This window comes from Pseudoroseomonas ludipueritiae, from assembly GCF_014490445.1.
Taxonomy (GTDB): Bacteria; Pseudomonadota; Alphaproteobacteria; order Acetobacterales; family Acetobacteraceae; genus Pseudoroseomonas; species Pseudoroseomonas ludipueritiae.
Genome location: NZ_JACTUZ010000026.1, coordinates 1 through 25,033 on the forward strand (window position 1 = coordinate 1; position 25,033 = coordinate 25,033).

The 25,033-nt window shown below is 68.4% G+C and carries 22 protein-coding genes; 13 read left to right on the plus strand and 9 right to left on the minus strand.

Features of this window, described 5'->3' with window-relative positions; all coding sequences use genetic code 11:
• Positions 1-1,215, plus strand: a 1,215-nt coding sequence (locus IBL25_RS08725; protein ID WP_187778165.1) for an NAD(P)/FAD-dependent oxidoreductase, incomplete at its 5' end; no start/stop codon positions are given.
• A gap of 330 nt (positions 1,216-1,545) precedes the next feature.
• Here IBL25_RS08725 and IBL25_RS08730 read toward each other — a convergent pair.
• The 5 genes from IBL25_RS08730 to IBL25_RS08750 form a co-directional block, all read right to left on the minus strand.
• Positions 1,546-2,289, minus strand: coding sequence for a Crp/Fnr family transcriptional regulator (locus IBL25_RS08730; RefSeq protein ID WP_238940294.1), 744 nt, complete (start codon positions 2,287-2,289; stop codon positions 1,546-1,548).
• Between the two features lie 173 nt (positions 2,290-2,462).
• Complete coding sequence (locus tag IBL25_RS08735; protein ID WP_187778166.1) at positions 2,463-4,427, minus strand: aconitase family protein; 1,965 nt, start codon at positions 4,425-4,427, stop codon at positions 2,463-2,465.
• On the minus strand, positions 4,424-5,683 hold the full coding sequence (locus IBL25_RS08740; RefSeq protein WP_187778167.1) for a CaiB/BaiF CoA transferase family protein: 1,260 nt from the start codon (positions 5,681-5,683) through the stop codon (positions 4,424-4,426). Before IBL25_RS08740 ends, IBL25_RS08735 begins: the two co-directional genes overlap by 4 nt.
• Before the next feature lie 12 nt (positions 5,684-5,695).
• Complete coding sequence (locus tag IBL25_RS08745) at positions 5,696-6,649, minus strand: hydroxymethylglutaryl-CoA lyase (protein WP_187778168.1); 954 nt, start codon at positions 6,647-6,649, stop codon at positions 5,696-5,698.
• Positions 6,650-6,656: 7 nt separating this feature from the next.
• A complete protein-coding gene (locus IBL25_RS08750; protein ID WP_187778169.1) occupies positions 6,657-7,619 on the minus strand; it encodes a LysR family transcriptional regulator in 963 nt (320 codons plus the stop codon).
• Positions 7,620-7,771: 152 nt separating this feature from the next.
• On the opposite strand from IBL25_RS08750, the gene IBL25_RS08755 reads away from it, so the two are divergent.
• Positions 7,772-9,361 carry an ABC transporter substrate-binding protein gene (locus tag IBL25_RS08755; RefSeq protein WP_187778170.1) on the plus strand — a complete coding sequence of 530 codons (1,590 nt, stop codon included), beginning with the start codon at positions 7,772-7,774 and terminating at the stop codon, positions 9,359-9,361.
• Positions 9,362-9,586: 225 nt separating this feature from the next.
• Here IBL25_RS08755 and bdcA read toward each other — a convergent pair whose 3' ends face one another.
• Complete coding sequence (bdcA, locus tag IBL25_RS08760; RefSeq protein ID WP_187778171.1) at positions 9,587-10,300, minus strand: SDR family oxidoreductase; 714 nt, start codon at positions 10,298-10,300, stop codon at positions 9,587-9,589.
• A gap of 75 nt (positions 10,301-10,375) precedes the next feature.
• On the opposite strand from bdcA, the gene IBL25_RS08765 reads away from it, so the two are divergent.
• Positions 10,376-10,966: a TetR/AcrR family transcriptional regulator gene (locus tag IBL25_RS08765; RefSeq protein ID WP_187778172.1), complete on the plus strand. Its 591-nt coding sequence runs from the start codon at positions 10,376-10,378 to the stop codon at positions 10,964-10,966.
• A gap of 246 nt (positions 10,967-11,212) precedes the next feature.
• Here the strand turns inward: IBL25_RS08765 and IBL25_RS08770 are convergent, their stop codons facing one another.
• Positions 11,213-11,632 (minus strand): YybH family protein, encoded by a 420-nt coding sequence (locus tag IBL25_RS08770; RefSeq protein WP_202986728.1) that lies wholly within the window; start codon positions 11,630-11,632, stop codon positions 11,213-11,215.
• A gap of 500 nt (positions 11,633-12,132) precedes the next feature.
• Between IBL25_RS08770 and IBL25_RS08775 the strand changes: the two genes are divergently transcribed.
• The 3 genes from IBL25_RS08775 to IBL25_RS08785 all read left to right on the plus strand — a co-directional run bounded on the left by IBL25_RS08775 (position 12,133) and on the right by IBL25_RS08785 (position 14,663).
• On the plus strand, positions 12,133-12,564 hold the full coding sequence (locus tag IBL25_RS08775) for a DUF2231 domain-containing protein (RefSeq protein ID WP_187778174.1): 432 nt from the start codon (positions 12,133-12,135) through the stop codon (positions 12,562-12,564).
• A complete protein-coding gene (locus IBL25_RS08780) occupies positions 12,564-13,847 on the plus strand; it encodes a PQQ-dependent sugar dehydrogenase (RefSeq protein ID WP_187778175.1) in 1,284 nt (427 codons plus the stop codon). The genes IBL25_RS08775 and IBL25_RS08780 overlap by 1 nt, the downstream gene beginning before the upstream one ends.
• Positions 13,848-13,913: 66 nt before the next feature.
• Positions 13,914-14,663: a DUF4214 domain-containing protein gene (locus IBL25_RS08785; protein WP_187778176.1), complete on the plus strand. Its 750-nt coding sequence runs from the start codon at positions 13,914-13,916 to the stop codon at positions 14,661-14,663.
• A gap of 160 nt (positions 14,664-14,823) precedes the next feature.
• Here IBL25_RS08785 and IBL25_RS08790 read toward each other — a convergent pair whose 3' ends face one another.
• The gene (locus IBL25_RS08790) at positions 14,824-15,852 is read right to left on the minus strand and encodes an iron-siderophore ABC transporter substrate-binding protein (protein WP_187778177.1); all 1,029 of its coding nucleotides are present in this window, start codon (positions 15,850-15,852) and stop codon (positions 14,824-14,826) included.
• 604 nt (positions 15,853-16,456) lie between these two features.
• Here IBL25_RS08790 and IBL25_RS08795 point away from each other — a divergent pair.
• On the plus strand, positions 16,457-18,964 hold the full coding sequence (locus tag IBL25_RS08795; protein WP_187778178.1) for a TonB-dependent receptor: 2,508 nt from the start codon (positions 16,457-16,459) through the stop codon (positions 18,962-18,964).
• On the opposite strand, the gene IBL25_RS08800 is transcribed toward IBL25_RS08795, so the two are convergent.
• Positions 18,907-19,914, minus strand: a complete 1,008-nt coding sequence (locus IBL25_RS08800; RefSeq protein WP_187778179.1) for a LysR family transcriptional regulator — start codon at positions 19,912-19,914, stop codon at positions 18,907-18,909. The genes IBL25_RS08795 and IBL25_RS08800 overlap by 58 nt on opposite strands.
• A gap of 109 nt (positions 19,915-20,023) precedes the next feature.
• Between IBL25_RS08800 and IBL25_RS08805 the strand changes: the two genes are divergently transcribed.
• From IBL25_RS08805 to IBL25_RS08830, 6 genes are read left to right on the plus strand one after another with little or no spacing between them, the layout of a single operon-like run.
• Positions 20,024-20,434 carry a cupin domain-containing protein gene (locus IBL25_RS08805; protein ID WP_187778180.1) on the plus strand — a complete coding sequence of 137 codons (411 nt, stop codon included), beginning with the start codon at positions 20,024-20,026 and terminating at the stop codon, positions 20,432-20,434.
• Positions 20,431-21,405 (plus strand): Bug family tripartite tricarboxylate transporter substrate binding protein, encoded by a 975-nt coding sequence (locus IBL25_RS08810; protein ID WP_187778181.1) that lies wholly within the window; start codon positions 20,431-20,433, stop codon positions 21,403-21,405. The genes IBL25_RS08805 and IBL25_RS08810 overlap by 4 nt, the downstream gene beginning before the upstream one ends.
• Positions 21,402-22,523 carry a CaiB/BaiF CoA transferase family protein gene (locus tag IBL25_RS08815; RefSeq protein WP_187778182.1) on the plus strand — a complete coding sequence of 374 codons (1,122 nt, stop codon included), beginning with the start codon at positions 21,402-21,404 and terminating at the stop codon, positions 22,521-22,523. The genes IBL25_RS08810 and IBL25_RS08815 overlap by 4 nt, the downstream gene beginning before the upstream one ends.
• The gene (locus IBL25_RS08820; protein ID WP_187778183.1) at positions 22,523-23,689 is read left to right on the plus strand and encodes an acyl-CoA dehydrogenase family protein; all 1,167 of its coding nucleotides are present in this window, start codon (positions 22,523-22,525) and stop codon (positions 23,687-23,689) included. The genes IBL25_RS08815 and IBL25_RS08820 overlap by 1 nt, the downstream gene beginning before the upstream one ends.
• A 26-nt stretch (positions 23,690-23,715) precedes the next feature.
• Entirely contained in the window at positions 23,716-24,177 is a 462-nt protein-coding gene (locus IBL25_RS08825; protein ID WP_187778184.1) for a MaoC family dehydratase, read from the plus strand.
• On the plus strand, positions 24,177-25,031 hold the full coding sequence (locus tag IBL25_RS08830; protein ID WP_187778185.1) for an HpcH/HpaI aldolase/citrate lyase family protein: 855 nt from the start codon (positions 24,177-24,179) through the stop codon (positions 25,029-25,031). The genes IBL25_RS08825 and IBL25_RS08830 overlap by 1 nt, the downstream gene beginning before the upstream one ends.
• Positions 25,032-25,033: the final 2 nt, after the last annotated feature.

The following is a 25,033-nucleotide window of genomic DNA, read 5'->3' on the forward strand; positions in this document are numbered from 1 at the left end:
CTGGCCCGCGCGCAGGGCGCGGCCCGGCTGCTGGTGGTCGGCGGCGGCTTCGGTGGCGCGACCGCCGCGTCCTACGCGCGCCGCGAGCACCCTTGGCTGGACGTGACGCTCGTGGAGCAGCGGAGGTCCTACATCACCTGCCCCTATTCCAACCGCGTCCTGGCGGGCGACCTCGCGCTTGCCGACATCACCCACGGATACGAAGGCCTGCGTGCCAGGGGCGTGCGGGTGGTCCATGATCGCGCTGTCCAGCATGACCCTGTGGCGCGACGCCTGCGCCTTGGCGGCGGCGAGGTCCTTTCCTACGACCGCATGATCCTCTCACCCGGCATCGCGCTGCGCCATGACGCGCTCGAAGGCTATGACGAGGCCGCATCCGCGCGGATGCCTCACGCCTGGACCGCCGCTGACGGCGCGCAGATCACGCTCCTGCGGCGGCAGTTGGAAGCCATGCCGGACGGCGGCGTGGTCGGCCTCGTCATTCCGCCCAATCCCTACCGCTGCCCTCCCGGCCCTTATGAGCGGATCAGCCTGATCGCCAGCTATCTCTCGAAGCACAAGCCGCGCTCCAAGATCCTGGCCCTCGATGCCAAGGATACCTTCTCCAAGCAGGCGCTGTTCCAGGATGCCTGGCGAGCCCTCTATCCCGGCATGATCGAGTGGGTCTCAGCCACGAATGACGGGCGCGTGGTCCGGGTGGACCCCGAGGCCATGGTGCTGGAGACGGAGTTCGGCACCCGCCACCGGGTGGAGGTGGCCAATGTCATCCCACCGCAATCGGCCGCCGCCATCGCGACCGACACCGGGCTGGCCGACAGCACGGGCTGGGTGCCCGTGGACCCACGGACGCTGGAGTCCCGCGTCGCACCGGGCGTCCATGTGGTAGGGGACGCGATGTTCCCCGGCCCCATGCCGAAATCCGGCTTCCTCGCCAACTCGGAGGCGAAGGCCGCGGTGAGCGCGGCCGCCGCCCTGCTGCGTGGAGAAGCTCCGCCGGAGCCGATCCTCGTCAACACCTGCTATTCCCATATCGGACCGGAATACGCGATCTCGGTCGCGAACATCTTCCACGCGGACGCGGGGAGCCGGAGCTTCGCGGAGGTGCCGGGCTCCGGCGGAACTTCCCCCCGTGGTGACCTGCCGGAGCAGCGGCGGCTGGAGGCCCTGCACGCCGATGGCTGGTATGCCAGCATCACCCGCGACATGTTCGGCTGACAAGGCCCTGGCGCTCCTCGCCATCGCGCGGGGCCATGGACGCGCTTCGGAACGGGTGCGAAGGCCTGCGGCCAGGCCAGGCCGTATCCAGCCGCGTCAGAAGTGCGGCGTCGTCCGCTTCAGTTCTTCCGGCATGACAGCTGGGTTCGGCCGGTCAGCGACAGCAAGCGTTGTGGCCGGTGTTTTGTGGCAAAGGGCTTTGCTCGGCCGGGTGTTGAGCCGCAGGGCAATTGCGTCATGATCATCGTGCCGGGCCCTATCTGATGAACGGCATATCAGCCGAAGCGCAGGCCCAGGGCAGTGATGGTAACGGCAGCAGCCGAGGCGGTCTTAGCGGCGGTAGACAGCCCTGGCGCTCCGCTCCGGTTTGAAGAGGCGGTCGGAGGCGCGGCGGGCGACGCCGTAGCATTCACAGGCGGCGCTCTCCAGGCCAGGCCGGTCCATCACCTCCACATGGCCACGCTCATAGCGGATGAACTGAGCCCTCTGCAGCGCGCCCGCAGCCACGGTCACGCCAGCGCGCCGCACTCCCAGCATCATGGCCAGGAACTCGTGGGTCATAGGAAAGCCATCCCCTTCGCTGCGGTCATGCGCCATCAGCAGCCACCGCGCCAGCCGCTGCTCGGTCTGGTGGCGGCCGTTGCAGGCCGCGGTGCGGGCCACCTGCCCATGATGGACCAGAGCATAGCGCAGCAGCAGGTCGCGCAGGATGGGGTCCTCATCCATGGCCTGGCGCAGGGCCACGGCGCTCACGGCGAAGGCGGTGCCGGCGGCTTGCACCACAGCCTCGAGGTCGTCGAACTCATCGGCCAGGATGACGGGCAGCCCGACCACCCCCTCGAAGCCGACGAGCCCCACCTCCGTCGCATCGCCATCCTCCATCGTGGCCAGCATGGAGGCCCAGCCGCTTTCGGGGAAATAGACGGTGCTGATGGGAACTTCCGGCTCGTGCAGCACGCGGCGGATTGGCATCTCCACCTCCTCCAGCATCGGCCGGAGGCGGGCGAGGCTGTCAAATGGCAGCGCCGCGAGCAGGCGGTTGCGCGGAGAAAACGAGGATCGGCTGGTGTCCATGGCGGTGCTCCTGCCTCGGATATCCGCGGGACCACGTGCATCTCTCAGGCACCCGCGCAGGAGCGGTCTCGGCGGGCGGTGAAATGATTGTGGCCGCGTGCAGCCTGATTACACCTCTGAACGGCACGGTGGGATGAAATTCGCCCGCTTCGGCCTGGCGGCGGGCGCGAGGGTCATGCCTGTCCCGCCGCCTGAGGAAGGCCCGCACGTTCCTGCAAGCCTTCAAAGGACACCAGCTCACCAACAATGGCGCTCGCGGCAACGGTCGGCGGGCTCGCGAGCCAGACGCCGCCCGGGCCGCCACGGCCAGGGAAGTTGCGGTTGATGGCGCTGACGGTCACCTGCTCGGGGCGCGTGGATGTGCCCGGGCCGCAATTGGCGCAGGCGCCGCAGGCGGGTTGCAGGATCTGGGCGCCGACCTTCTCGAAGGTCTCCAGGTATCCCTTGGCTTCGCAGTAATCCCGCACCGCCGTCGTGCCGAACTGAAGATACAGCTCCACGCCCTTGGCGACGCGCAGCCCGCGCTCCGCGGCCCAGGCCAGCACCTCGTGATAGCGGTCGAAATCCTCCCGCTTGCCGGCGGTGCAGGAGCCGCCATAGGCGATGTCGATCCGCACGGGGGAGGGGAGGGTGGCAAGGTCCAGCCCCCGTCCCGGGTCGCCGGGCGCCGCCACCATGGGCGAGAGGCGGGACAGATCGACCGTGATCCGGCCGGCATAGCTGGCGCCCGGGTCGCTGCGCATCCAGGGCTCGACCGGGACATCAATGCCGCGCCGCTCACGCAGGAAGCGCCGCGTTTCCTCATCCGGCTCCACGATGCCGCTGAAGCCGCCCAGCTCGGCGGTCATGTTGGTCAGGGTGGTGCGCTCGTCGGTGTTCAGCCCCGCGATGCCAGGGCCGCCGAACTCGAAGATCTTGCCCACGCCTTCGCCGGCACGCAGGGAGGGCAGTGCCAGCAGATGCAGCACCAGGTCCTTCGCCGTGACGCCGCGCGGCAGCGTGCCTTCCAGCTCGATCCGCAGCACGGAGGGAACCGCGAGCCGGACGGCGCCCGTGGTCATGGCATTGGCCATGTCCGTGGTGCCCACGCCGAAGGCGAGGCAGCCCAGCGCCCCGCTGTGCGGCGTATGGGAATCCGTGCCGGCGATGAGCTGGCCGGGCAGCGCGTATTGCTCCGCCATCAGGGCGTGGGAAATGCCTTCGGAGCCTTCGCCGCCGGGCAGGTAGCCATGGTCGCGAAGCCCATGCTCGGCCACGAAGGCGCGGTGCGCCTCCGACAGCGCCCGGACCTGCGGCAGAAGGCCGCGCGCCACATGGGCGGCGCTGCGGTGCGCGTAGGAATAGTGATCCTCGAAGGTGAGGATGCTCTCCGGGTTCCGGAGCGTCAGGGCCTCGCCAAAGGCTTCGCGCAGCATGAAGCGGCACATGGCCGTGTAGATATCATGGATGAAGCGGAAATCCGGCCGCACGAAGGCGCTCTGCCCCGGCGCGAACCCTGTCTCGATCCCTGGAACGGCCAGCGCGTGCCGGGCCAGGATCTTCTCGGCCAGGGTCAGCGGCCCCCGCGGCACCGCGCCTGCCAGCGCGGCCGCGCCCAGCCGCTCGCGCCCGTAATTCAGCAGCCCACCGGCACGCAGGACCGCGGCCGCCACGGGGTCACGGCCCGCGACAAGCTCCTCCACCTCGATGGCTTCGCCCTGGCGGATGCGTTCGACGAGGCCGAGATCGGTGGAGGTGAAGAGGCCGAGATTGTCGGCATTCTGACGGTAGATGCGCTCGAAGCTCTCGGCGATGACGAGGCGGATGCCGGCCATCCGCTCCGCCAGCGGGGAATGCTCGCGCGAGGAGCCCTTGCCATAGCGTGCCCCGCCGACCGTGACCGAAAAGCCCCCCTGCCGCACCGCGCCCACCCCGATGGGCAGCGCATCCCCGGCCTTCACCCCGGTATAGGCATGATCCGCCAGCCGCTCGTCGAAATAGACGAGTGAGGGGAGGGGCGTGATCTCGTCGGTGGAGATCTCGGTCCTCAGCGCCCCGGCCGAAGCCAAGCCGAGATCCTGCCCGCCGAGCTGCGCCGCGATGGCGGCAGGATCGGTGGAGAGGAGGAGGATGCGCCCAGGCAGGGGGAGCGTGGTCATTCGGCCGCCTGTGGCAGGCTTGTGGAGGCCCAGAGCGTGCCATCGGCGACCATGGCGGCGATCTCCGCATCGCTCAGCCCGGCTTCCCGAGCGATATCGGCGCTGTGCTCACCGCTGCGTGGCGGCTGGCGGCGGATGCCCATGCGGCGCCCATCAAGCGAGATGGGAAGGCCGGGCAGGCCGGCGGCAGGCTGCGCCGGCACGCCGCCGGGCGCGCCCTGGGCGCTGGTCAGATCGGTGTCGAGCAAGCCGCCGGAGGCGCGCAGATGCGGGTCCTCGAACAGGTCGGCCGGCTTGGCGATGGGCGCGAAGGGCAGGCCCAGCGCCTCGCAACGCGCCATCAGCTCCGCCTTGGGCAGGCTGCGGAAGACGGAAGCGATGCGCGGCAGGTAGCGGGAGCGGTCGGCCACGCGCTTGGACTGGGTGCTGAGGGAGGGGTCGGCCAGCAGCTCCCCCAACCCGAAGGCCTCGCAGAAGCCGCGCCACTGCGTCTCGGTCACCACACCGACGAAGACCTGCTCACCCGGGTCGGCGCTGTCGAAGACGTCATAGACCGACCAGGGCTTCTGCATCGCGGGGTCGGCGAAGGGGGGCGGGTTGCGGCCGGTGATGGCGGCGCCGGCCATGTGCTGCGCCATCATCACCATGTTGGTCTCGAAGAGGCCGGACTGCACATGGGTGCCACGGCCGGTCGTCTCCCGCTCCCGCAGCGCGGCCAGGATGCCGATGACGCCGAAGAGGCCCCCCATGATGTCGTTGACCGAGGCGCCGGCCCGGAGCGGCTGGCCCGGCGGGCCGGTCATGTAGGCGAGGCCGCCCATCATCTGCACCACCTCGTCCAGCGCGGCGCGATGCTCATAAGGGCCGGGCAGGAAGCCCTTGCAGGAGCAATAAACGAGCTTCGGGTTGAGCGCCGAGAGCGCCTCGTAACCCAGGCCCAGCTTGTCCATGGCGCCGGGACGGAAATTCTCCACCACCACATCCGCCTGCGCCGCCAGCTTGCGGACGAGTTCAAGGCTCGCCGGCTGCTTCAGGTCCAGGCTCAGGCTGCGCTTGTTGCGGTTGAAGGAAGGGAAGAAGCCGATGGCGGCCCCCATCAGGCGGCGCGTGTTGTCGCCATCCGGGCCGGGCTCCACCTTCACCACATCGGCGCCGAGATCGGCCAGCACCATGGCGCAGCTCGGCCCCATGATCATGTGGGTGAATTCCAGCACGCGGATGCCGCTCAGGGGGCCTGGCTTCGTTGTTTCGCTCATGATCGGGCTCCGTCAGGCGGCGTGGCGCGCGGGGTGGAACGTGCGGGGAATGCCGGCGGCGGCCACGCGGCCGGACAGGGGCTCACCGGGCAGCCCGGCGCGCAGCGGCTCGCGCGCGGCGATCAGGGCGGCGAGGTCGATGCCGGTATCGAAGCCCTCGGATTCCAGCAGGTAGACGAGGTCCTCGGTATTGATGTTGCCGACCGAGCCCGGCGCGAAGGGGCAGCCGCCCAACCCGCCCAGCGCGGCATCGAAGCCGCGCACGTCTTCCTCCAGCGCGGCCAGCACATTCGCAAGGCCCGTGCCCATGGTATCGTGCAGGTGCAGGTTGCCGAAGCGCTCCACGCCGACCACGCCGCGCACCGCCCGCACCAGCCGCCGGACCTTGGCCGGGTTGGCGTAGCCCAACGTATCCGCCAGGGCGACGGTATCGGCCCCGGCCTCCACCAGTTCCGCCGCGAGGGCCACCACCTCATCCTCCGGCACCACGCCTTGCAGCGAGCAGCCGAAGGCGGTGGAGATGCCGGCCTCGATGCGCGGCGCCGCCCCTTCCAGGGAGCGCGCCCATGCGACGATGGCGCGGAAGGCCTCCACCTGCTCCGCCCGGCTGCGGCGGACATTAGAGCGGCTATGCGCCTCGCTGGCGGAAACAGGAATCACCAGGGTCTGCGCCCCAGCGGCGGCGGCATTCTGCGCCCCGCGCAGATTGGGCGCGAGCGCCACGGCATGCACCGCGGGATGGTTCTGGCGCACGGCGCGCACGAGTTCGGCGGCATCGGCCATCTGCGGCATGGCGGCGGGGGGCACGAAGCTCGCCACGTCGATTTCCCGCAGCCCGGCCTCCACCATGGCGGCGATCCAGCGCAGCTTCGCCTCGGTCGGCATGATGGCGCGGCTGTTCTGCAGCCCGTCGCGCGGCCCCACCTCGCGCACCAGCGCGGCGGGCCTTTCTGGCAAGTTCCTCATGGCGCCATCATGCCCCCGCGGATCGCGCGGAAGAAGCGCCATTTCGCGGCTCCAGCATGCGTGGCTGGCGCATGCTGGCCAGGAGATGGTCACGCAGGAGGCGGGCAGGGGGCGGAAGCGTCTCCGCAGGCCTGGCGACCAGCCGCAGGCTCCGCCGCGCCCAGGCTTCCCGCAGTGCCACCGCCTTCAGCCCGGCCTGCTCAAGGCCCGTGCGCACCAGCCCGTCCGGCATGATGGTCACGCCCAGTCCGGCCGCCACGAGGCTGCGCGCCGCGTCCGTGCCCACCACATGGAAGCGAAAGACCAGGCTGCGCCCGAGCTTCCGGGCCTGCTCTTCCAGCAGGAGGGACAGCGCCCCACCCTCCTGCACACCGATGAGAGGGTGGTCCAGCACCTCCGCGAAGCGCAGGCCCGGGCGGGAGGCGAGGGCATGCCCGCATGGCACGAGGACCACGAGCTGGTCCCGCCGCCATGGCCAGCTTTGCAGCGGCGCCGGCACCTCGCCCGCGCCGGTGACGAGGCCGAGGTCGGCGCGCCCTTCCATGAGGTCGTGCAGCACGGTGGAACTCGCTTCCTCGCGCAGCTCCACGCGTATTCCAGGCCGCTCCTGGAGAAAGGCGGCGAGAAGGGGGCCGAGGTCGGGGCCGCCGATCACCGAGGATGTGGCGTGCAGGCGGACATGCCCCTGCCCCCCGGCGGCGAAGGCCCGCAGGTCATCCGCCATGCGTGCCGAGAGGTCGAACAGCGCCCGCGCATGCTGCGCGACCGCCTCTCCCGCCACCGTCGGGCGCACGCCGCGCGCCCCTCTGTGGAGGAGCGGCAGGCCACAGGCCTCCTCCAGCAGGCGGATGCGCTTGGCGGCGGCCGAACTGGCGATCGCGCAACGCAGCGCGGCGCGGGTGATGCTGCCCAGTTCCACCGCGGCCAGGAAGAGCCGCAGCGTTACCCAATCCGCCTGAACGCCCTGCATTGCCTTCCGCCGTGCCTTCCGCTGCCCGCCGGATCATGCGCCGAAGCGGCCGGGGCCGGAAAGCCGGGCTTGGCGCCCGCCGGCACCCTGCTCTAGATGAAGAAAGATTCAAAATGGCCGACCGGCTGAAGCCGGCGGCAGGAGGAAGCGCAATGAAGAGGCGTCAGTTTCTGTTGGCCGGTGCCGGAGTGGGCGCCGGCATGCTGGCCGCGCCACGCCTTTCCCTTGCCCAGGGCCGCACGGTGCTGCGGGTCATCCCCCAGGCGGATCTGGCGGTGCTCGACCCGGGAATCACGACCGCGACCGTGACCCGCAACCATGGCTTCATGGTCTTCGACACGCTCTACGGCATGAACGCGGCTGGTGAGCCCGTGCCGGAGATGGTGGGCGCGCAGGAGGTTTCCGAGGACGGCAAGGTCTGGACCCTGCGGTTGCGCGACGGCCTGCGCTTCCATGATGGCGAGCCGGTGCGGGCGGAGGATTGCGTGGCCAGCCTGCGACGCTGGGCGCGGCGCGACCCTTTCGGCAAGACGCTGATGGCGGCGACGGACGAACTCTCCGCCGTGGATGACCGCACGCTCCGCTTCCGCCTGAAGCGCCCCTTCCCGCTGCTGCCGCAGGCCCTGGCCAAGACCACCCCCTACACGCCCTTCATCATGCCGGCGAGGATTTTGCCGGGCGACCCGAACGCCGCCGTCACGGAGATGATCGGGAGCGGGCCATTCCGCTTCATGCCGAACGAGCGGCTTCCGGGCGCGCGGGTGGTCTATACCCGCTTCGATGGCTACGTGCCGCGCTCCGAGGGAACGCCGGGCATTTCCGCCGGCCCGAAGGTCGTCCATGTCGAGCGTGTCGAATGGCATATCGTCCCCGACGCCTCCACGGCCCAGGCCGCGATGCAGCAGGGTGAGATGGATTGGTGGGAGAGGCCGATCCCCGACCTGCTTCCCCTGCTGCGCCGCGACCGCTCCCTGAAAGTGGAGATCACCAACCGGGCGGGCACGATGGCCTTCCTGCAGTTCAACCACCTTTATCCGCCCTTCAACAACGTGGCCATCCGCCGGGTGGTGCTCTCCGCCATCAACCAGGAGGACTATGCCGCGGCGATGGGCGGGTCTGACTCCTCCCTTCATGGCGGCAAGGTCGGCATCTTCCTGCCGGGCGCCCCCATGGCCACGGATGCCGGGATCGAGGCGATGGCCGGCCGCACCGATTTCGACCAGCTGCGCCGCGAGCTGGCCGAGGCAGGCTACAATGGCGAGCCCGTCGTCATGCTGGTCGGCACCGACAGCCCGGTGAACAATGCGGCAAGCGAGGTAACGGCCGACCTGCTGCGCAAGATGGGCTTCAACGTCGATTACCGCGCGATGGACTGGGGCAGCGTGGTGCAGCGGCGCACCAGCCAGCAGCCGCCGGACAAGGGGGGCTGGAACCTCTTCGCCGTCAGCGCCGATGGCGATTACTTCCAGGACCCGACCGTCGTGCCCTCCATCCGCGCCAATGGCAAGGATGCCTGGATCGGCTGGCCGGACAGCCCGGCGATCGAGGCACTGTACCGCGACTGGTTCCTGGCGCCCGATCAGGAGCGGAGAAAGGCCATCGCGCGGGAGCTGCAGCTTCAGACGTTGAAGGACGTGACGTGGATTCCTGTCGGCCAGGTGTTCCTGCCTACCGTGGTCCGCAAAGGTGTCTCTGGCATGCTGCCGGGCTTCATCAAGTTCTGGAATGTCAGGAAGGACTAAGGCCTGTGAGATCCTGATCCGATCGGCGGAGGATGCCGAGGGAGGATCGGGCGGCCTTCTCGTGGCGGGTGGCAACGGCGCGCCATTCTTTCAGGCGCCGGCGCTGCTCCTTGCCTGAACCTGCGGCGGCACAAGCCGGCACAGGCCAGCCATGGCGGCACCTTCAGCCGCCATGGAATCGGTTCACCCGATCAGCAGTTATCCCGATGTTACCGGGCCATGAACCTAGGCGCCAAACGCGCCGTCGATCGTGTGCATCGCCCCCGTCACGAAGCTCGCCTCCGGCCCCGCCAGCCAGGCGACCATTCCCGCCACCTCCTCCGGCCGCCCATGGCGCTTGATGGCCATGAAGCTGTGCATCAGGTCCTTCATCGGCCCATTCTCCGGGTTCGCGTCAGTATCAATCGGCCCCGGCTGAACGATGTTGATGGTGATTCCACGCGGCCCGAAGTCCCGCGCCAGCCCCCGCGCCATCCCCTGCAGGGCCGACTTGCTCAGCGCATAGGCCGCTCCACCGGCAAAAGGCATCCGGTCCCCGTTCACGGAACCAATCACGATGATCCGCCCGCCCTCCGGCATCCGCCGCGCCGCCTCAACGGCCGCGTGGTAGGGGGCGTGGACGTTGATCCGGAGCAACCGGTCCACCGCGTCCGGGTCCAGTTCCAGCGCATCGCCAAAAAGGCCGATGCCGGCATTCACCACCAGCACGTCCAGCGGCCCGCTCTCCCGCACCTGTGCGATCACGGCGTCCCGATCCGCGCTATCCGCCATCACGGCCGTGCTGCCCGTCTCGGTTGCCAGCCGCTCCGCCGCCTCGCGCGACCCCGCGTAGGTGAAGGTCACCTTTGCGCCCTCCGCGGTGAAGCGCCGCACGATCGCTGCTCCAATCCCCCGGCTGCCGCCGAGCACCAGAACAGACTTTCCTTGAAAACCGGCCATGTCGGCCTCCTTGAGGATTAAATTAGGGGACGCTACATAAAACAAGAGCAAGCCCCGTCAAGGTGTTTTGTATTAATGACTACAAATATCCTGCGCCCCCGCGGCCGCCCGCGCCGCTTCGATCCGGACGAGGCGGTCGCCAAGGCCCGGCGCCTGTTCCACGCCCGTGGCTATGATGCGGTCAGCGTGTCGGACCTCACCGAGGCGCTCGGCATCAATCCCCCCAGCTTCTACGCCGCCTTCGGCAGCAAGGCTGGCCTCTATGCCCGCGCGATCAGGCACTACAACGAGACTGCGGCGATCCCCCTGCCGGAGATTTTGCGTCCCGACCGTCCGGTGGCCGAGTGCCTCGCGGCGCTGCTGGAGGAAGCGGCCCGTAACTACGCCGCCGATCCCGTCGCTACGGGCTGCCTTGTGCTGGAAGGTACCCGCTGCAACGACCCGGAGGCGCGCGGGGCTGCCCGCGCCGCGAACCTCGCTGCGGAGGATGTGATCCGCAGCTACATCGCGGCTCGGCACCCGGAGGAGGCCGAGTGCCTGACAGATTTCGTCAGCACCACCATGACCGGCCTCTCCGCCAAGGCTCGCAACGGCTATGGCTTGGACCGCCTCCTGGCCATAGCGCGCCTCGCCAGCCTGGCCCTTGCGCTGGCCCTTTCGAAATAAGTGCCGCGCCAGGCGGGGCGTCTCCTCGGTTCTTACCCAGCCTCTGGGGAATACAACGATCCCCAGCCGGCGAGGCCGCCGAGCTGCTGGGCAATGGCTGTAGATCGATGGCTAACGCTGCTGCCGGTCCTCAGCGACCCTACACGCGTGGTGGCCGCCTGCTTCCGCATGGCAAATCCGAAGGGGGCATCCTCAATGAAGTGCCTGCGCATCTACGCCACCCCGCATGGTGATTTGCTATGGCACTCAAGGGCCCTCCGCGTCCTGTCGCACGCCTCTGGCCAGGTCGGCCGCTTGCCGCAGGCTGACGCCCTCGACGAGGGGGTCGGCGTGGCGGTGCACCAGCCTCCAGCCATTCTCATCGCGGCGGTAGACAAGCGTGACGCGCAGGTTCCAGTCCTGGGCCTTTAATCCGCCGACCTCCACGTGGGCGTGTTCGACAAGGGCGAGCACCACCATGTCTGGCGAGCCATATGCCTCCACCATCTCCACCTGGAGGGTACCGTTGCGGAAGAAGCGTCCCATCGCCGCCATGCGCTCAGGGGTATACTCGGGCCCGCGAGAGGGCACTCCTCCGAAGGGCGACATCAACGTGAAGTCGCTGGAGAGCGCCACGAGGGCGGCGTAGGCGTCCGTGTCGCCGCGCATCAAGGCGGCGTTCGACAACTGCGACAGGCGGATCAGATCCTCGACCTGGCCATCCTTCCCGGTTGCTGTCGAGGCAGCCGCCCGGCTGGATTGGACCGGCTCCGGCGAAGAGCGGAGGCCGGAATGCTCAGCTTCAGGAGGGGGGCGTGACGCTGGCATCGATTGCTCCTCCGTTTGACTGGACGAGTGCACACGGCGCTACTTACCATCAGGGCCCAGTTCGGCCGGCGGCGGTGACATCAATGTGTTCCCGGCCCTACTCGGCTTGATCCGCCGCCGCTGCCGGCAGCGGAATGGCGGCTTCCGGTTGGTGATGACCGGGGCGCAGCAGACAGCTTTGGCCAACAGACCGTTTAGGCCGTGTCCGCCTGAAACGGCGGTAGACCCGGGTGGAGAGGCGGAGCGCAGCGCCGAAACCCGCCCTTCACTGCTCCGTTCTCTTACCGCCGTCTCAGACGGAGGCAGGTCCGGCCAGTGCCCGCGTCCTCCGGCCTGGCCTAGAAACGGGAGGCTCCGCTGTGGTTGCCGTTGCCAGGCCAAGACCCCTGAGGCCACTCCACCCGCTGCACGCCATCCTGCTCGCCTTTCCACTTCCATTGTTTCTCGGCGCGCTGATCAGCGACTTCGCCTACTGGTCGAGCTTCCATGTCCAGTGGTCCAATTTCTCGTCCTGGCTCATCGTCGGCGGCCTGCTCGTCGGGGGCTTTGCCCTGCTTTGGGCGCTGGTTGACCTGATACGGAGCGGCAGGGCGCGCAGGAAGCGCGCAGCCATCTACTTCGTCGTGCTCCTCGCGATGTGGGTGCTGGGCTTCATCAACGCCCTCGTACACGCGAAGGACGCCTTCGCGATCATGCCGGAGGCGCTCTACCTCTCCGCCGTCGCGACGATCTTCGCGCTCATCGCGGCCTGGATGGGCTACTCCGGCTATCCGGCGGGGGAGGAGGCGTGATGCGCCCGGTATTGCTGATGGCCGTTGCGGCGCTGGCCCTGTCCGCCTGCGACGGCAACCCCGGCCCGCAGCAGCGTGGCCCCAGTCCGGAGCTTCCGGAACCGCAGCGCGGCCTGCTGCCCGACATGAGGATCCCCCGGCCCACGGCCTGGGGCAATGACCGCCCGACCGTACCACAGGGCTACACGATCCAGGCCATCGCCACGGATCTCAGGATCCCGCGCCAGACCCTGATCCTGCCCAATGGCGATATCCTGGTTGCGGAGGGAACGGGTGGCAACGCGCCTTCGCTTCGCCCCAAGGACTTCATCGCGGGCTTCATCAAGAGCCTGGGCAAGACTTCGGTCGGCAGCGGCAACCGGCTGACCCTGCTGCGGGACGCGGACGGCGATGGCACCTACGAGTTCCGGCGCGTCTTCGCGGAGAACCTCAACGCGCCCTACGGCCTCGCCCTGGCCAATAACTCCATCTATGTCGCCAACCAGGATGCGCTGGTCCGCTTCGACTATCGCGAGGGCCAGACCGAAGCGAGCGGGCCACCGGTGCGCGTCGCGGAGCTGCCGTCGGCAATCAACCATCACTGGACAAAGGCGCTGACCGTCAGCCTCGACGGCCGGTTCCTCTTTGTGGGCATCGGCTCCAACAGCAACATCACAGAGCGCGGCATGGAGGCCGAGGTTGGGCGGGCGATGGTGTGGCAGATCGATGCCGGGACAGGCGCGCACAGGCCCTATGCCACCGGCCTCCGGAATCCCACGGCGCTCACGATCCAGCCGGACACGGGCCAGCTCTGGGCGGTGGTGAACGAACGCGACGAGATCGGCCCCGACCTCGTCCCGGATTACCTGACCTCGGTTCGCGAAGGTGGCTTCTACGGCTGGCCCTACAGCTATTGGGGCCAGAACGTGGATCCCCGGGCACAGCCGCAGGACCCGGAGAAGGTCGCCGCGGCGATCCGCCCCGACTACAGCTTGGGGGCGCATGTCGCGGCGCTAGGCGTCGCCTTCTCCACCCCAGCCATGGGTGAGGCCTTCGCGGAGGGGGTGTTTGTCGGTGAGCATGGCAGCTGGAACCGTAACGTGCCGACAGGCTACAGGGTCGTTTTCGTGCCGTTCCGTGACGGCCGCCCCACAGGCACCCCGATCGACTTTGTGTCCGGCTTCCTGAACGGCGAGGGCAACGCGCGCGGCCGGCCAGTCGGGGTATCGGTGGACCCGCGCGGCGCATTGATTGTCGCCGACGACCTGTCGAACACGGTGTGGAGGATCACGGCGAGCCGGTGAGGCCGCCGCCTGGCTGCCCACGCTATCCACACCGGCCATGAGCATGGGGTTGGGAAGTGGAAGCCGGTGATCGAGCTTGTCGCTGGCGCCGTTAGCTTTGGCGCAACAACGGATGCGGCCTTCCTCTCGCGTCTCTACGGCGGGCTTTTCGGCCGCGGCGGTGATGCGAGTGGCCTCTCCTTCTGGGCGCATGGCAACAATGGGGCTTTGAGCAAGGCGGACGTCGCGGCTGGCTTCCTGGCCAGCACGGAATATCTCTCTGGCCATGCGGGTCTGAATGACGATCAGTTCGTACAGGACTTGTATCAAGCTGTGCTTGGGCGTGCAGGAGAGGCGGACGGCATCGCCTTTCACCGGCAGGCCATGATGGATGGTGCCTCCCGGGCGCAGATCCTGGCGAACTTCGCCGACAGCCCGGAGGCGCAGGAGCACTGGAGCGACGCGACATCCTCAGGGATCTTCGTGCCAGGACAACATGCCGGGCTGATCCGTGCCGCCTATGCCGCAGCCTTTGGGCGTGAGGCGGAGGCCAGCGGGCTGACCTGGCACGGCCAAGCCATGGCGGGCGGCCTCACCATCGCGCAGTTCGGCGACGCCGTCACATCCTCCGAGGAGTTCGTTGCCCTGCACGGCGGCCAGAGCGACCATGACCTGGTAGCCGGCCTCTATGTCAATGGCCTCGGCCGTGAAGGTTCGGCGCAGGAGATTGCCTTCTACGAGGATCTGCTGGCCAGTCAGGCCCTTGACCGCGGTGACGTTGTACTCGCGTTTGCTGCTTCGCAGGAGGCGCAGGACCATCTGCAATGGATGCTTTGATCTGAGGTCAAGGAGGCGGCGTGCTTGAGGCGAGCAGGGGCGGCTCCGCCCCTTCTCCAACCACCCGCTGTGGTCCAGTTGAACCTTGGCTCGACAGTGTCTCGCTTAACGGTGTGCAGCCGGCCTGCGGGGAAAGCTGGATATGCCGAAAGCAGATGGCTTAAGGCGCGAGCCCGGCCTGCACCGCGGATGCAACCGGCGTAGACGGATCGCCGTCCATTGCAGCGGCGATCTCAGGCTCCAGCGCCGCCAGCGCGAATGGCAGCGACAAGACACTGCCGAAGGAGAGGGCAGCAGCAAGCAACGGGCTGGTCAGCACCTCTCGCCCTTCTAGGTGCGCGCGAAGGAATCGCCGCATAGGCAGGGCAACGATATCCGGCACTGTGCCGGCTGAGGAAACCCAGATAAGCAGGTCTGCATCGAGAGGCGAGAGATCCTCTGGTGACAGCTTGGCGTAGAAGCCCTGGCGCCCGCCCAGTCGGTCCAGCGCGGCGGGTACCACGAAGCCCAGTTCCGTCAGGAAACGGCCGCGCGTGTCATTGCTGGTGAAGGCACCTGTCTCACCGCTGAAATTGTAGGCTGCCACAGCCGTGCGCCCTGTCCAGGCGGGATGGCGTTCACGCACTGCCGCGAACTGCTGGCGTGTATGCGCGATCAGGCTTTCCGCCTTCTCACGCTTGTTCAGCGCCAGGCCAAGCATGCGGAGCACATTGTCCCAGGAGGTGGAGAAGGCCTGCTCCTGGGCCTGCATCAGGACCGGCGCGATGGCGGAGAGAGCTTCGTATTCGGCATGCGAGATGCCGGAGCCGATCCCGACGATCAGATCCGGCTCCAAGGTTGCTACCCGCTCTACCGAGACCTCGCCGGCCAGCACCACGGGCTGCGGTCCCTTCTGGTAAGGCTGTGCCCAGGGCCAGATGGCGGAAGCCTGGTCCCCGAACCACCGCCGCACCGCCACGGGCTGAACATCGAGGGCCAGCAGCGCGTCATGCGCGGTATAGCCGAGTGAAACGACCCGTCGCGGCGGCTGGCGCAGCACGGTTTCCCCGAAGACATGCGGAATACGCACGACCTCCTCCGCCAGGGCAGGCGATGCGGCGGTGCAGGTTGCGAGCGCCGCCAGGGCGGCGCGCCGGCTGATGGTCCGCTGCGATGCCTGCCGGGCAAGGTCAAGGCGGTGGACTGTCATGGGAGCCGCTCCTTTGGAACTATGGTGATCGCTATGGCCGCGCCGCTCCCGGTGTGGGGCAAGGGGCCGGTGCGGCGCAACGGAGCACCCCGGCTGAGCCAACCGCCTCGTACTGCTGGCGGGCGAGCAAGCCGGAGGCCGGCCAGGGTCGCTGCCGCCATCCTTGCGCCTCCTCTTATGGCCAGCGGCTGTTCAGGTTGGTGGGGGCTGGGCGGCCCAGACCGAAGGCGCGGGCTAGTATGAAGAGACAGGAGGCCGGGTCTCGCTTGCTGCACAGGCCCCTCGCGGTCAAGCGCGGCAGGTGCCGTCCACCGCCCTGGTAGTGGGTTCAGGCCGCGCCGGATGGCGGCATCGGCCGGGGAAGAGCCGCCCATCGTGAAGCTTGCCTCCAGGTGAAGTTGGGAGAGGGCCGCCCGCGGCACAGCCCCGACGGGTGGGTTCAAGCCCTCGCTCAAGGCCAAACCGCATCCCGCCGCCCCGTAGACGGCCAGCATCGGAAGGCCGGCCCCAAGCTGGACCGTCACCTTGCCTGATAGGTAGCACATTCGCTAGTAAGAATCATTCTCATCCTATGATCCCTGATGTTGAGGAAGGATTGGCAGCAATGAGGCGTACCCGGAGCAAGGCCAACCAGCGCCAAGCCCCTCATCCTGGCAGCTGGAAGGGCACCCCGTTCCGGGCTCTTTCCCCAAGTCTGTATCCCGCTGCTCTGGCGGGCTGCCTGGCCGGAGCTGCCTTGGCATGCGGCTCTTCCTTCACGGCGGTGGCTTTCGCCCAGCAGGTGCCGGCGGTCAGTACGGTGAATGCGAATGTCCCTCCGGGTCCCCTGGCTGACGCACTGACCCGCTTTGCCGCGCAGGCGGGGACCACCATCGCTGTTGAAGCAGATAAGGTCGGGGCCAGGACCTCCCCCGGGCTGTATGGCGCCACGACGGTGGAGGAAGGCTTCGGGCGACTGCTGGAGGGGAGTGGCCTCAGGGCATCGCGCACGCCAGCGGGATACGTGCTGACCGCCCAGGCTGCAGGTCCAGCGGCGCAGGCAGCCCTTCCCGCCGCAGCACCAGGCACGATTGTACTGCCGACCGTGGAGGTCAGTGGCCGCTCCGGGCTGGTGCCCGGTGAACTGCCGGAAGCCTATGCCGGCGGCGAGGTGGCACAAGGTGGATCGCTTGGGCTGCTGGGGACCAGGGGCGTGCTGGAGACGCCGTTCAGCACGCTCAACCTGACCTCCCAGCTGATCGAGGACCAGCAGGCACGCACGGCCGCCGATGCATTGGTCAACGATTCTTCCGTCCGTCTCACGACCGCCAGCAACGGCTTCGACGACACCTTCCAGATCCGTGGCTTCCAGGTTTCCTCCGCGGATGTTGGCCTGAACGGCCTGTATGGCCTGGTATCCTCCAACCGGGTCCCGGCGCAGATCATCGAACGCATCGAGCTGCTCAAGGGCCCTGGTGCCCTCATCAACGGCATCGCGCCCGGGGGCAGCATCGGCGGCGGCATCAACATCGTGAGCAAGCGGGCCGGGGATCTGCCGCTGACCCGCCTGACCACCACCTACCAGAGCGAATCCAATTTCGGACTGCATGCGGATGTGGCGCGCAGGTATGGCGAGAACAAGGAATGGGGCATTCGCTTCAACGGCCTGCTGCGCGATGGCGAAGCCTCGATCGACGGAGGTAACCTGTTCAGCGGCCTCGGCGCTCTGGCGCTGGATTATCGGGGGGAGCGCCTGCGTTGGTCTCTCGATGCCATGTACCAGCGCGACAACACCGACAACTTCCGTTCGCAGATCAGCATCCTGACCAATGTCAGTGCCATTCCCTCTCCGCCCGATGCACGCAGCACCTGGTATCCTGGCACGAAGCTCGCCCAGCAGGACGCGACGGTCGCCACGCGGGTTGAATACGACCTGACCGATTCACTGACCCTGTATGCCGCCCTTGGCTACCGTGACGGATGGAACAAGCAGATCTTCCCCGTATCAGGCGGCGCCGATGCGGCTGGCAACTTCACGGTCCGCAACTCCTATTACGACTCCTATACCGAGACCCTCAGCGGCACGGCCGGCGCACGCTGGCAGTTCGATACGGCGGGTATTGGCCACACGCTCAACATCGGCTTCACGGGCTTTCAGCAGGAGGCCGGCAACGCTTATATCCAGTCGGCTGGCAGCATCGCGTCCAACATCTACAGGCCGTCGGCCCTTCCCCCGATCACTGCCCCGCGCACGGACCCACGCCGGGCTTCCGAGACAACGCTGAACAGCGTCGCGATTGCTGACACGCTATCCTTCGCGAATGACCGCGTGCTGCTGACCCTCGGCCTGCGCGACCAGAATGTGAAGGTGGACAGCTACGACACGGCCACCGGCGCGAAGACCAGCCGTTACGATTCCAGCGCGACAACGCCTCTGGCGGGGCTGGTCGTCAAGCCCCTCGACAACGTTGCCTTGTACGCGAACTATGCCCAGGGCCTGACCCGCGGCACCATTGTCGGTGCTGGCTACAACAATGCCGGTGAGGTGCTGGCTCCGTACAAGTCGGAACAGTATGAGGCAGGGGTCAAGGTCGACTGGGGTTCCATCACGACAACGGCCGCGGTGTTCCAGTTGTCCCGCCCCAACTCCATCCGCACGGCCTCGAACGAGCTGGCCTATGATGGTGAGCAGCGCAACCGCGGCCTGGAGCTCTCCGCCTATGGCGAGATCCTGCCCGGCCTGCGCGGCATGGCCAGCGCCACCTTCCTGAAGCCTGAACTGACCCGCACGGCGATTGCCTCGGAAAGCGGCAACAACGCTGCCGGCGTGCCGGAGACGACTTTCTCGGCGGCCCTCGATTGGGATACGCCTTGGGTTTCCGGCCTCGCCCTCAACGGGCGGGTGATCTACACCTCGGGTTCATACCTGAACAGCGCGAATACCCTGCGCTTCGACGGCTGGACCCGCGTCGATATCGGCGCGCGCTACCGCACCGTGGTGGCTGACAAGCCGATTGTGTTCCGTGCATATCTCGAGAACGCCTTCAACGAGAACTACTGGCTGGCATCTGGAAACTACGTGACCGTCGGCTCACCGCGCACCGTCATCGTGTCCGCCTCCCTCGACTTCTGACCTGCGGTTCTGTCTCCAGCTCTTGGTCTCCGCCCGGGTACCATCTGTTCCCCGGCCCCCAGGGCTGCGACGGCCTCGCGCGCCTTCTCCACCAGCGCTTCGGCGGCTGGTGGAAGAGAGCGGTCGCTGCGGCAGATCAGGCTGACCGTGCGGCGGATGGATGGATGACCGATGGGCCGCACCGCCAGCTCCGGTGCCATGTGGATCTCGGCGGCGGAGGAAGGAATCAGCACAATGCCCAGCCCCGCCCGCGCCATGCTGACCAGCGTGCCCATATACACCGCCTCCTGTGCCGGGGCGACGATATGCCCGGCCTGGGCGAAGGCATCGTCCACCAGCCGGCGGATGGAGCTATCGGTTTCCAGCAGCAGCAGCCGCTCCTGCGCCAGGCTGGGCAGGGGGATCACGGCCAGGGAGGCCATGGCATGGCCTGGTGGCAGCACGGCGAGGATCCGGTCCTCGAACAAGGGCTGCAGCGACAGTTCGCCGCCGGGCTTCAGGTCCGTGGCGATGCCGAGGTCCACCTGCCCGGATCGCACGAGGTCATAGACCTGCCCCGTGACCGCTTCCCGCACCCGCACCTGCAGGTTCGGATGGCTGGCATGGAGCTGCGCGATGGCCCGCGGCAGCAAGCCTGAGGCGACCGAGGGCAGCACCGCCAGCCGCACCACCCCCCTGCGGCGCGCGGCGAGGTCCTGGAGGCTGGCGATCGTGTGGTCCAGCTCCTGCAACAGGGGCTCCAGCGAGCGTGCCAGTTCCCGCCCCGCCGCCGTCGGCTCGGCCCCCCGGGGGGTGCGGTCCAGCAGCTTCAGGCCGAGGCCTTCCTCCAACTGGCGGATCTGCACGGTCAGGGCAGGCTGCGTGATGTTCAGCAGCCCGGCGGCGCGGGTGAAGCTGCCGTAGCGCAGCACGGTGCTGAAGGCACGCAGGCCCTTAAGCGTCACAGGCATAAGAATCCTCTATAGCAGCAGCAAATCATTTCAATTGATTTATGGCGCCAGGGCGGCCCGAATCTGACCGAAAGCCCCATCGAAGGGCGGAATGGAAGGAAGGAAGCCGATGTCCACGACCCTGGAACGCCGTTACTTCGTGCGTGCGGAAGACGTGCCGGGCTATAGCCCCGCCAACCACACCGGCACGGTGAACCGGCGGCTGATCGGGCCTGAAACCGTGGGCGCCAAGACCATGGAGGTGCTGCTCGGCAGCATCGACCCTGGCCAGGGCGCCCTGCCGCATGCGCATCCCGGCATGGAACAGGCCTGCTACATCCTCTCCGGCCGCGCCCGCGCCGAGGTCGGCGGCCAGAGCCGCGAGATCGGGCCCGGCGAGATGTGCTTCTTCCCGGCTGGCGAGGAGCACATCTTCACGGTGGTGGGCGATGAGCCGGTGAAGCTGCTGGTCATCTACTCGCCCCCCTATGGCGAGGACCCCGCCAAGGTGGTCCGCCGCGCCGGGGAGGCGCACGCGTGATACGCCGCCGCAGCCTGCTGGGCGCGGCCACGGCGCTGCCCTTCCTGCCACGGGCCACCCTAGCGCAGAACAGCGAATGGAAACCGGACCGGCCTATCACTCTGGTGGTGCCCTTCGCCGGCGGCAGCGGCACCGATGCGGTGGCGCGCATCCTGGCGGACCTGCTCGGAGCTCGCATCGGCGTGCCGGTGGTGGTGGACAACCGCGCCGGCGCCAATGGCACCATCGCCGCCGTGCAGGCGGCCCGCGCGGCGCCGGATGGCACCACGCTCTTCGTCACCACCAACACTACCCATTCCGCCAATCCGGCGCTGATGAAGCGCATCGACTATGACCCGGTGGCGGATTTCACGCCCATCGTCCGCGTCGGCAACCTGCCCTTCATGCTGGTGGTGGGCGAAGGAACGCGGGCGCGGAGCCTGGGTGAGCTGCTGGAGATGGCGCGCAAGTCGCCGGGCCAGGTCAGCTATGCCAGCGGCAACAGCACCGGCATCGTCGCCGGCGCCACCATGGCGCGGATGGCGGGGGCCGAGATGCTGCATGTTCCCTATCGCAGCACACCGCCCGCCATGACCGACGTGATGGCCGGCCGCGTCACCTGCATGTTCGTGGATATCGCCGCCGGGCTTTCCAACGTGCAGGCGGGCAAGCTGCGCGTGCTGGCGATGAGCACCAAGGAACGCTCGGCCCTGATGCCGGATGCGCCCTCCATGGCCGAGGCCGGGCTGGCGGGCTTCGACATCACCTCCTGGAACGGCGTCTTCGGCCCGGCGAAGATGCCGCCGGAGATCGTGGCGACGCTGAACGCCGCCATCCAGCAGGCCGTTGCCCGGCCGGAGGTGAAGCAGCGCTTCGCCGCCATCGGCTTCGAGGCCTTCTCCGGCCCGCCGGAGCAGCTCGACAGCTTCGTGCGCGCCGAGCTGGTGAAGTGGCGCGAGCTGATCGAGGCCGCCGGGATCGAGAAGGAATGACCGCTCTCGCCGGCCTGCGCGTGCTGGATGCCAGCACGGTGGTGATGGGCCCCTATGCCACGCGCCTCCTGACCGACCTGGGTGCAGAGGTGCTGAAGGTGGAGCCGCCGGAAGGCGATGTGATGCGCCGCGCGGGCCAGGGTGGCGCCATCTTCGCGCATCTCAACCGTGGCAAGCGCAGCGTGGCGCTGGACCTGAAGGCGCCGGAGGGGCGCGAGGCCTTTCGCGCGCTGGCGGCGGAGGCCGATGTGCTGGTGCACAACATGCGTCCCGATGCCGCCGCCCGCCTCGGCCTGCGGCAGCAGGACCTGGCGGCGCTGAACCCCCGGCTGGTGGTGGCCTGCGCCTATGGCTATGGCGCCGGCGGCCCCTATGCCGCGCGCCCGGCCTATGACGACCTGATCCAGGCGGCCAGCGGCCTGGCGGATACGATTGGCCGCGCCGGCGGCGGCGAGCCCCGCTACGTGCCGCTGACCTTGGCGGACCGGGTGGTGGGGGCGCATCTCGCCTTCGCCATCACCGCCGCCATCGCCTGCCGGGAACGCACGGGTGTGGCACAGCAGGTGGAGGTGCCGATGTTCGAGACCTTCGCCGACCTCGTGGCGGGCGACCACCTCGGCGGCCTCTCCTTCGACCCGCCGGAAGGCGGCGCCTATTACCCCCGGCTGATGTCACCGCAGCGCCGTCCTTATCGCTCGCGCGACGGCTGGATCGCCGTGCTGCTCTACAACGATGCGCATTGGCACCGCTTCTTCGGGATGATCGGGCGCGAGGATCTGCTGGAGGACCCGCGCCTCGCCACCCACGCGGCGCGGCAGGCGAATATCGACCATGCCTATGCCCAGGTGGCGGAGGCGCTGGCGCATCGCGACACGGCGGAATGGCTGCAACTGCTGTCAGAAGCCGATGTTCCCGCCGCGCCGGTCAATGACATCGCGGCGTTGCGGGAGGACCCGCATCTGCGGGCCACCGGCTTCTGGCGGGACGTGCCGCTGCCGGATGGCCGCACCCTGCACACCACTGCGCCCTTCGGCCGCTGGTCCGCCACGCCGCCCGCGCCGCCCGGCCCCCCGCCGCCCTGGCCCGCCCCCGCCTCCACTACCTGGAAGAGCCGCTGATGGATTTCGCCTATACCCCCGAGCAGGACGCGCTGCGCGAGGCCATTGCCCGCATCTGCGCCGGCTTCGGCGACGAATATTGGCTGCAACGCGACAAGGACGGCGAATTCCCGCGCGACTTCTGCGCGGCGCTGGCGCGGGACGGCTGGCTCGGCATCTGCATCCCGGAGGAATATGGCGGCGCCGGCCTCGGCATCACCGAAGCCGCGATCATGATGCAGGCCATCGCGCAATCCGGGGCGGGCATGAGCGGCGCTTCCGCCGTGCATATGAACATCTTCGGCCTGAACCCGGTGGTGGTCTTCGGCACCGATGAGCAGAAGCGCCGCATGCTGCCGCCGCTGATCGAGGGGCGGGAGCGAGCCTGCTTCGCGGTGACGGAGCCGAATACCGGCCTGGACACCACGCAGCTCCGCACCCGCGCCGAGAAGCGCGGCGACCGCTATGTCATCAACGGTCAGAAGATCTGGATCTCCACCGCCCAGGTGGCGGAAAAGGTGCTGCTGCTGGCGCGCACCACGCCGGTGGAGCAGGTGAAGCGCCGCACGGAAGGGCTGAGCCTCTTCTACACGACGCTCGACCGCAGCCGCGCCGCCGTGCGCGAAATCGAGAAGATGGGCCGCAAGGCCGTCGATTCCAACGAGATCTTCTTCGACAACATGGAAGTGCCGGAGGAGGACCGGATCGGCGAGGAAGGCCGCGGCTTCGAATACATCCTGCACGGGTTGAACCCAGAGCGCATCCTGATCGCCGCCGAGGCTGTGGGCCTCGGTTTCGTCGCGCTGGAGCGCGCCACGGACTATGCCAAAACCCGCGAAGTCTTCGGACGCCCCATCGGGCAGAACCAGTCCATCCAGCACCCGCTGGCCGCCAACTGGATGGAATTGCAGGCCGCGCAATTGATGATCATGCAGGCCGCCTGGCGCTACGACCAGGGCCTCTCCTGCGGTGCGGAAGCCAATGCGGCCAAGTACCTGGCCGCCGAGGCCGGCTTCAAGGCCTGCCAGCAGGCGGTGATGACGCATGGCGGCTTCGGCTATGCCAAGGAATACCATGTGGAGCGCTTCCTGCGCGAGGTGATGATCCCGCGCATCGCGCCAGTCAGCCCGCAGCTCATTCTCTGCTTCATCGCGGAGAAGGTGCTGGGCCTGCCGAAATCCTATTGATGGCCGTTGTTCAAGGGAGGACCGGCATGTCCGGCTTGTGGTTCGAGGAACTGACCGAAGGTCTCGTGGTCGATGCAGGCTGGCGGCGCACGCTGACGGAGGCGGATAACACCCTCTTCTGCGGCATGACCATGAATGTGGCGCGCCTGCATCTCGACGCCGAATACATGAAGAACAGCGAGTTCGGCCGTCCGCTGATGAACTCGCTCTTCACGCTGGGGCTGATGATCGGCATGAGCGTGCATAACACCACCAATGGCACCGCCGTCGCCAATCTCGGCATGACGGATGTGCGCTTTCCCGTGCCGGTTTTCGCGGGGGATACGCTGGGCGTGCGCAGCACCGTGCTGAATGCCCGGGCCAGCAAGTCCCGCCCCGATGCGGGCGTCGTGACGCTGCTGCACGAGGCCTACAACCAGCGGGACGAGGTGGTGGCGCGCTGCGAGCGCACGGTGCTGGTGCATCGCCGCCCGGCGGAGGCGGCGTGATGCGGCTGCGCAACCTGCTCTTCGCGCCTGGCGATTCCGCCCGCAAGCGGGACAAGGCCCTGGCCAGCGCCGCCGATGCCGTGGTGCTGGACCTGGAGGACGCCGTAGGGCCGGACAGCAAGGACGAAGCGCGGGAGCAGATAGCGGCCCTGCTGCCCGGCCGCGCCCGGCGGGAGGTGGTGGTGCGGGTCAATGCGCGCACCACCCCATGGTACCTGCGGGACCTGGCGGCCGTGGTGCCCGGCGCGCCGATGGCGGTGATGCTGCCGAAATGCACCGGCATGGCCGATATCCTGGCCCTGGATCATCACCTGGAGGCGCTGGAAACCGCTGCCGGGCTGGAGGCCGGGCAGATCGGCGTGCTGGCGCTGGTGACGGAAACGGCGGCCTCCCTGCACGGGCTGGATTACCGGAATGCCCCGCCGCGCCTGAAGGCCCTGTGCTTCGGGGCGGAGGATCTCTCCTCCGACCTCGGGGTCGTGGCACGGGATGACGAGGGCCGCTACGCCGCTCCCGTGCGGCAGGCGCGCGCGGCCATGCTGCTGGCGGCCGGCGCGGCGGGACTGCCCGCCATCGACACGCCGTTCCCCGACCCGCGCCGGCCCGAGGCCCTGGCGCGCGAGGCGGCGGAAGCGGCGCGGGACGGTTTCGCCGGCAAGCTCTGCATCCACCCGGACCAGATCGGCCCCGTGGCCGCGGCCTTCACGCCGGATGCGGCGCGGCTGGACTGGGCGGCGAAGGTCGTCGCGGCCTTCACGGCCCAGCCTGAAGCCGGAGTGATCTCGCTGGAGGGGCAGATGGTCGAGGGTCTGCACCTGCGCCTGGCGCGCCGCATCCTGGACGCGGCACGCTAGGC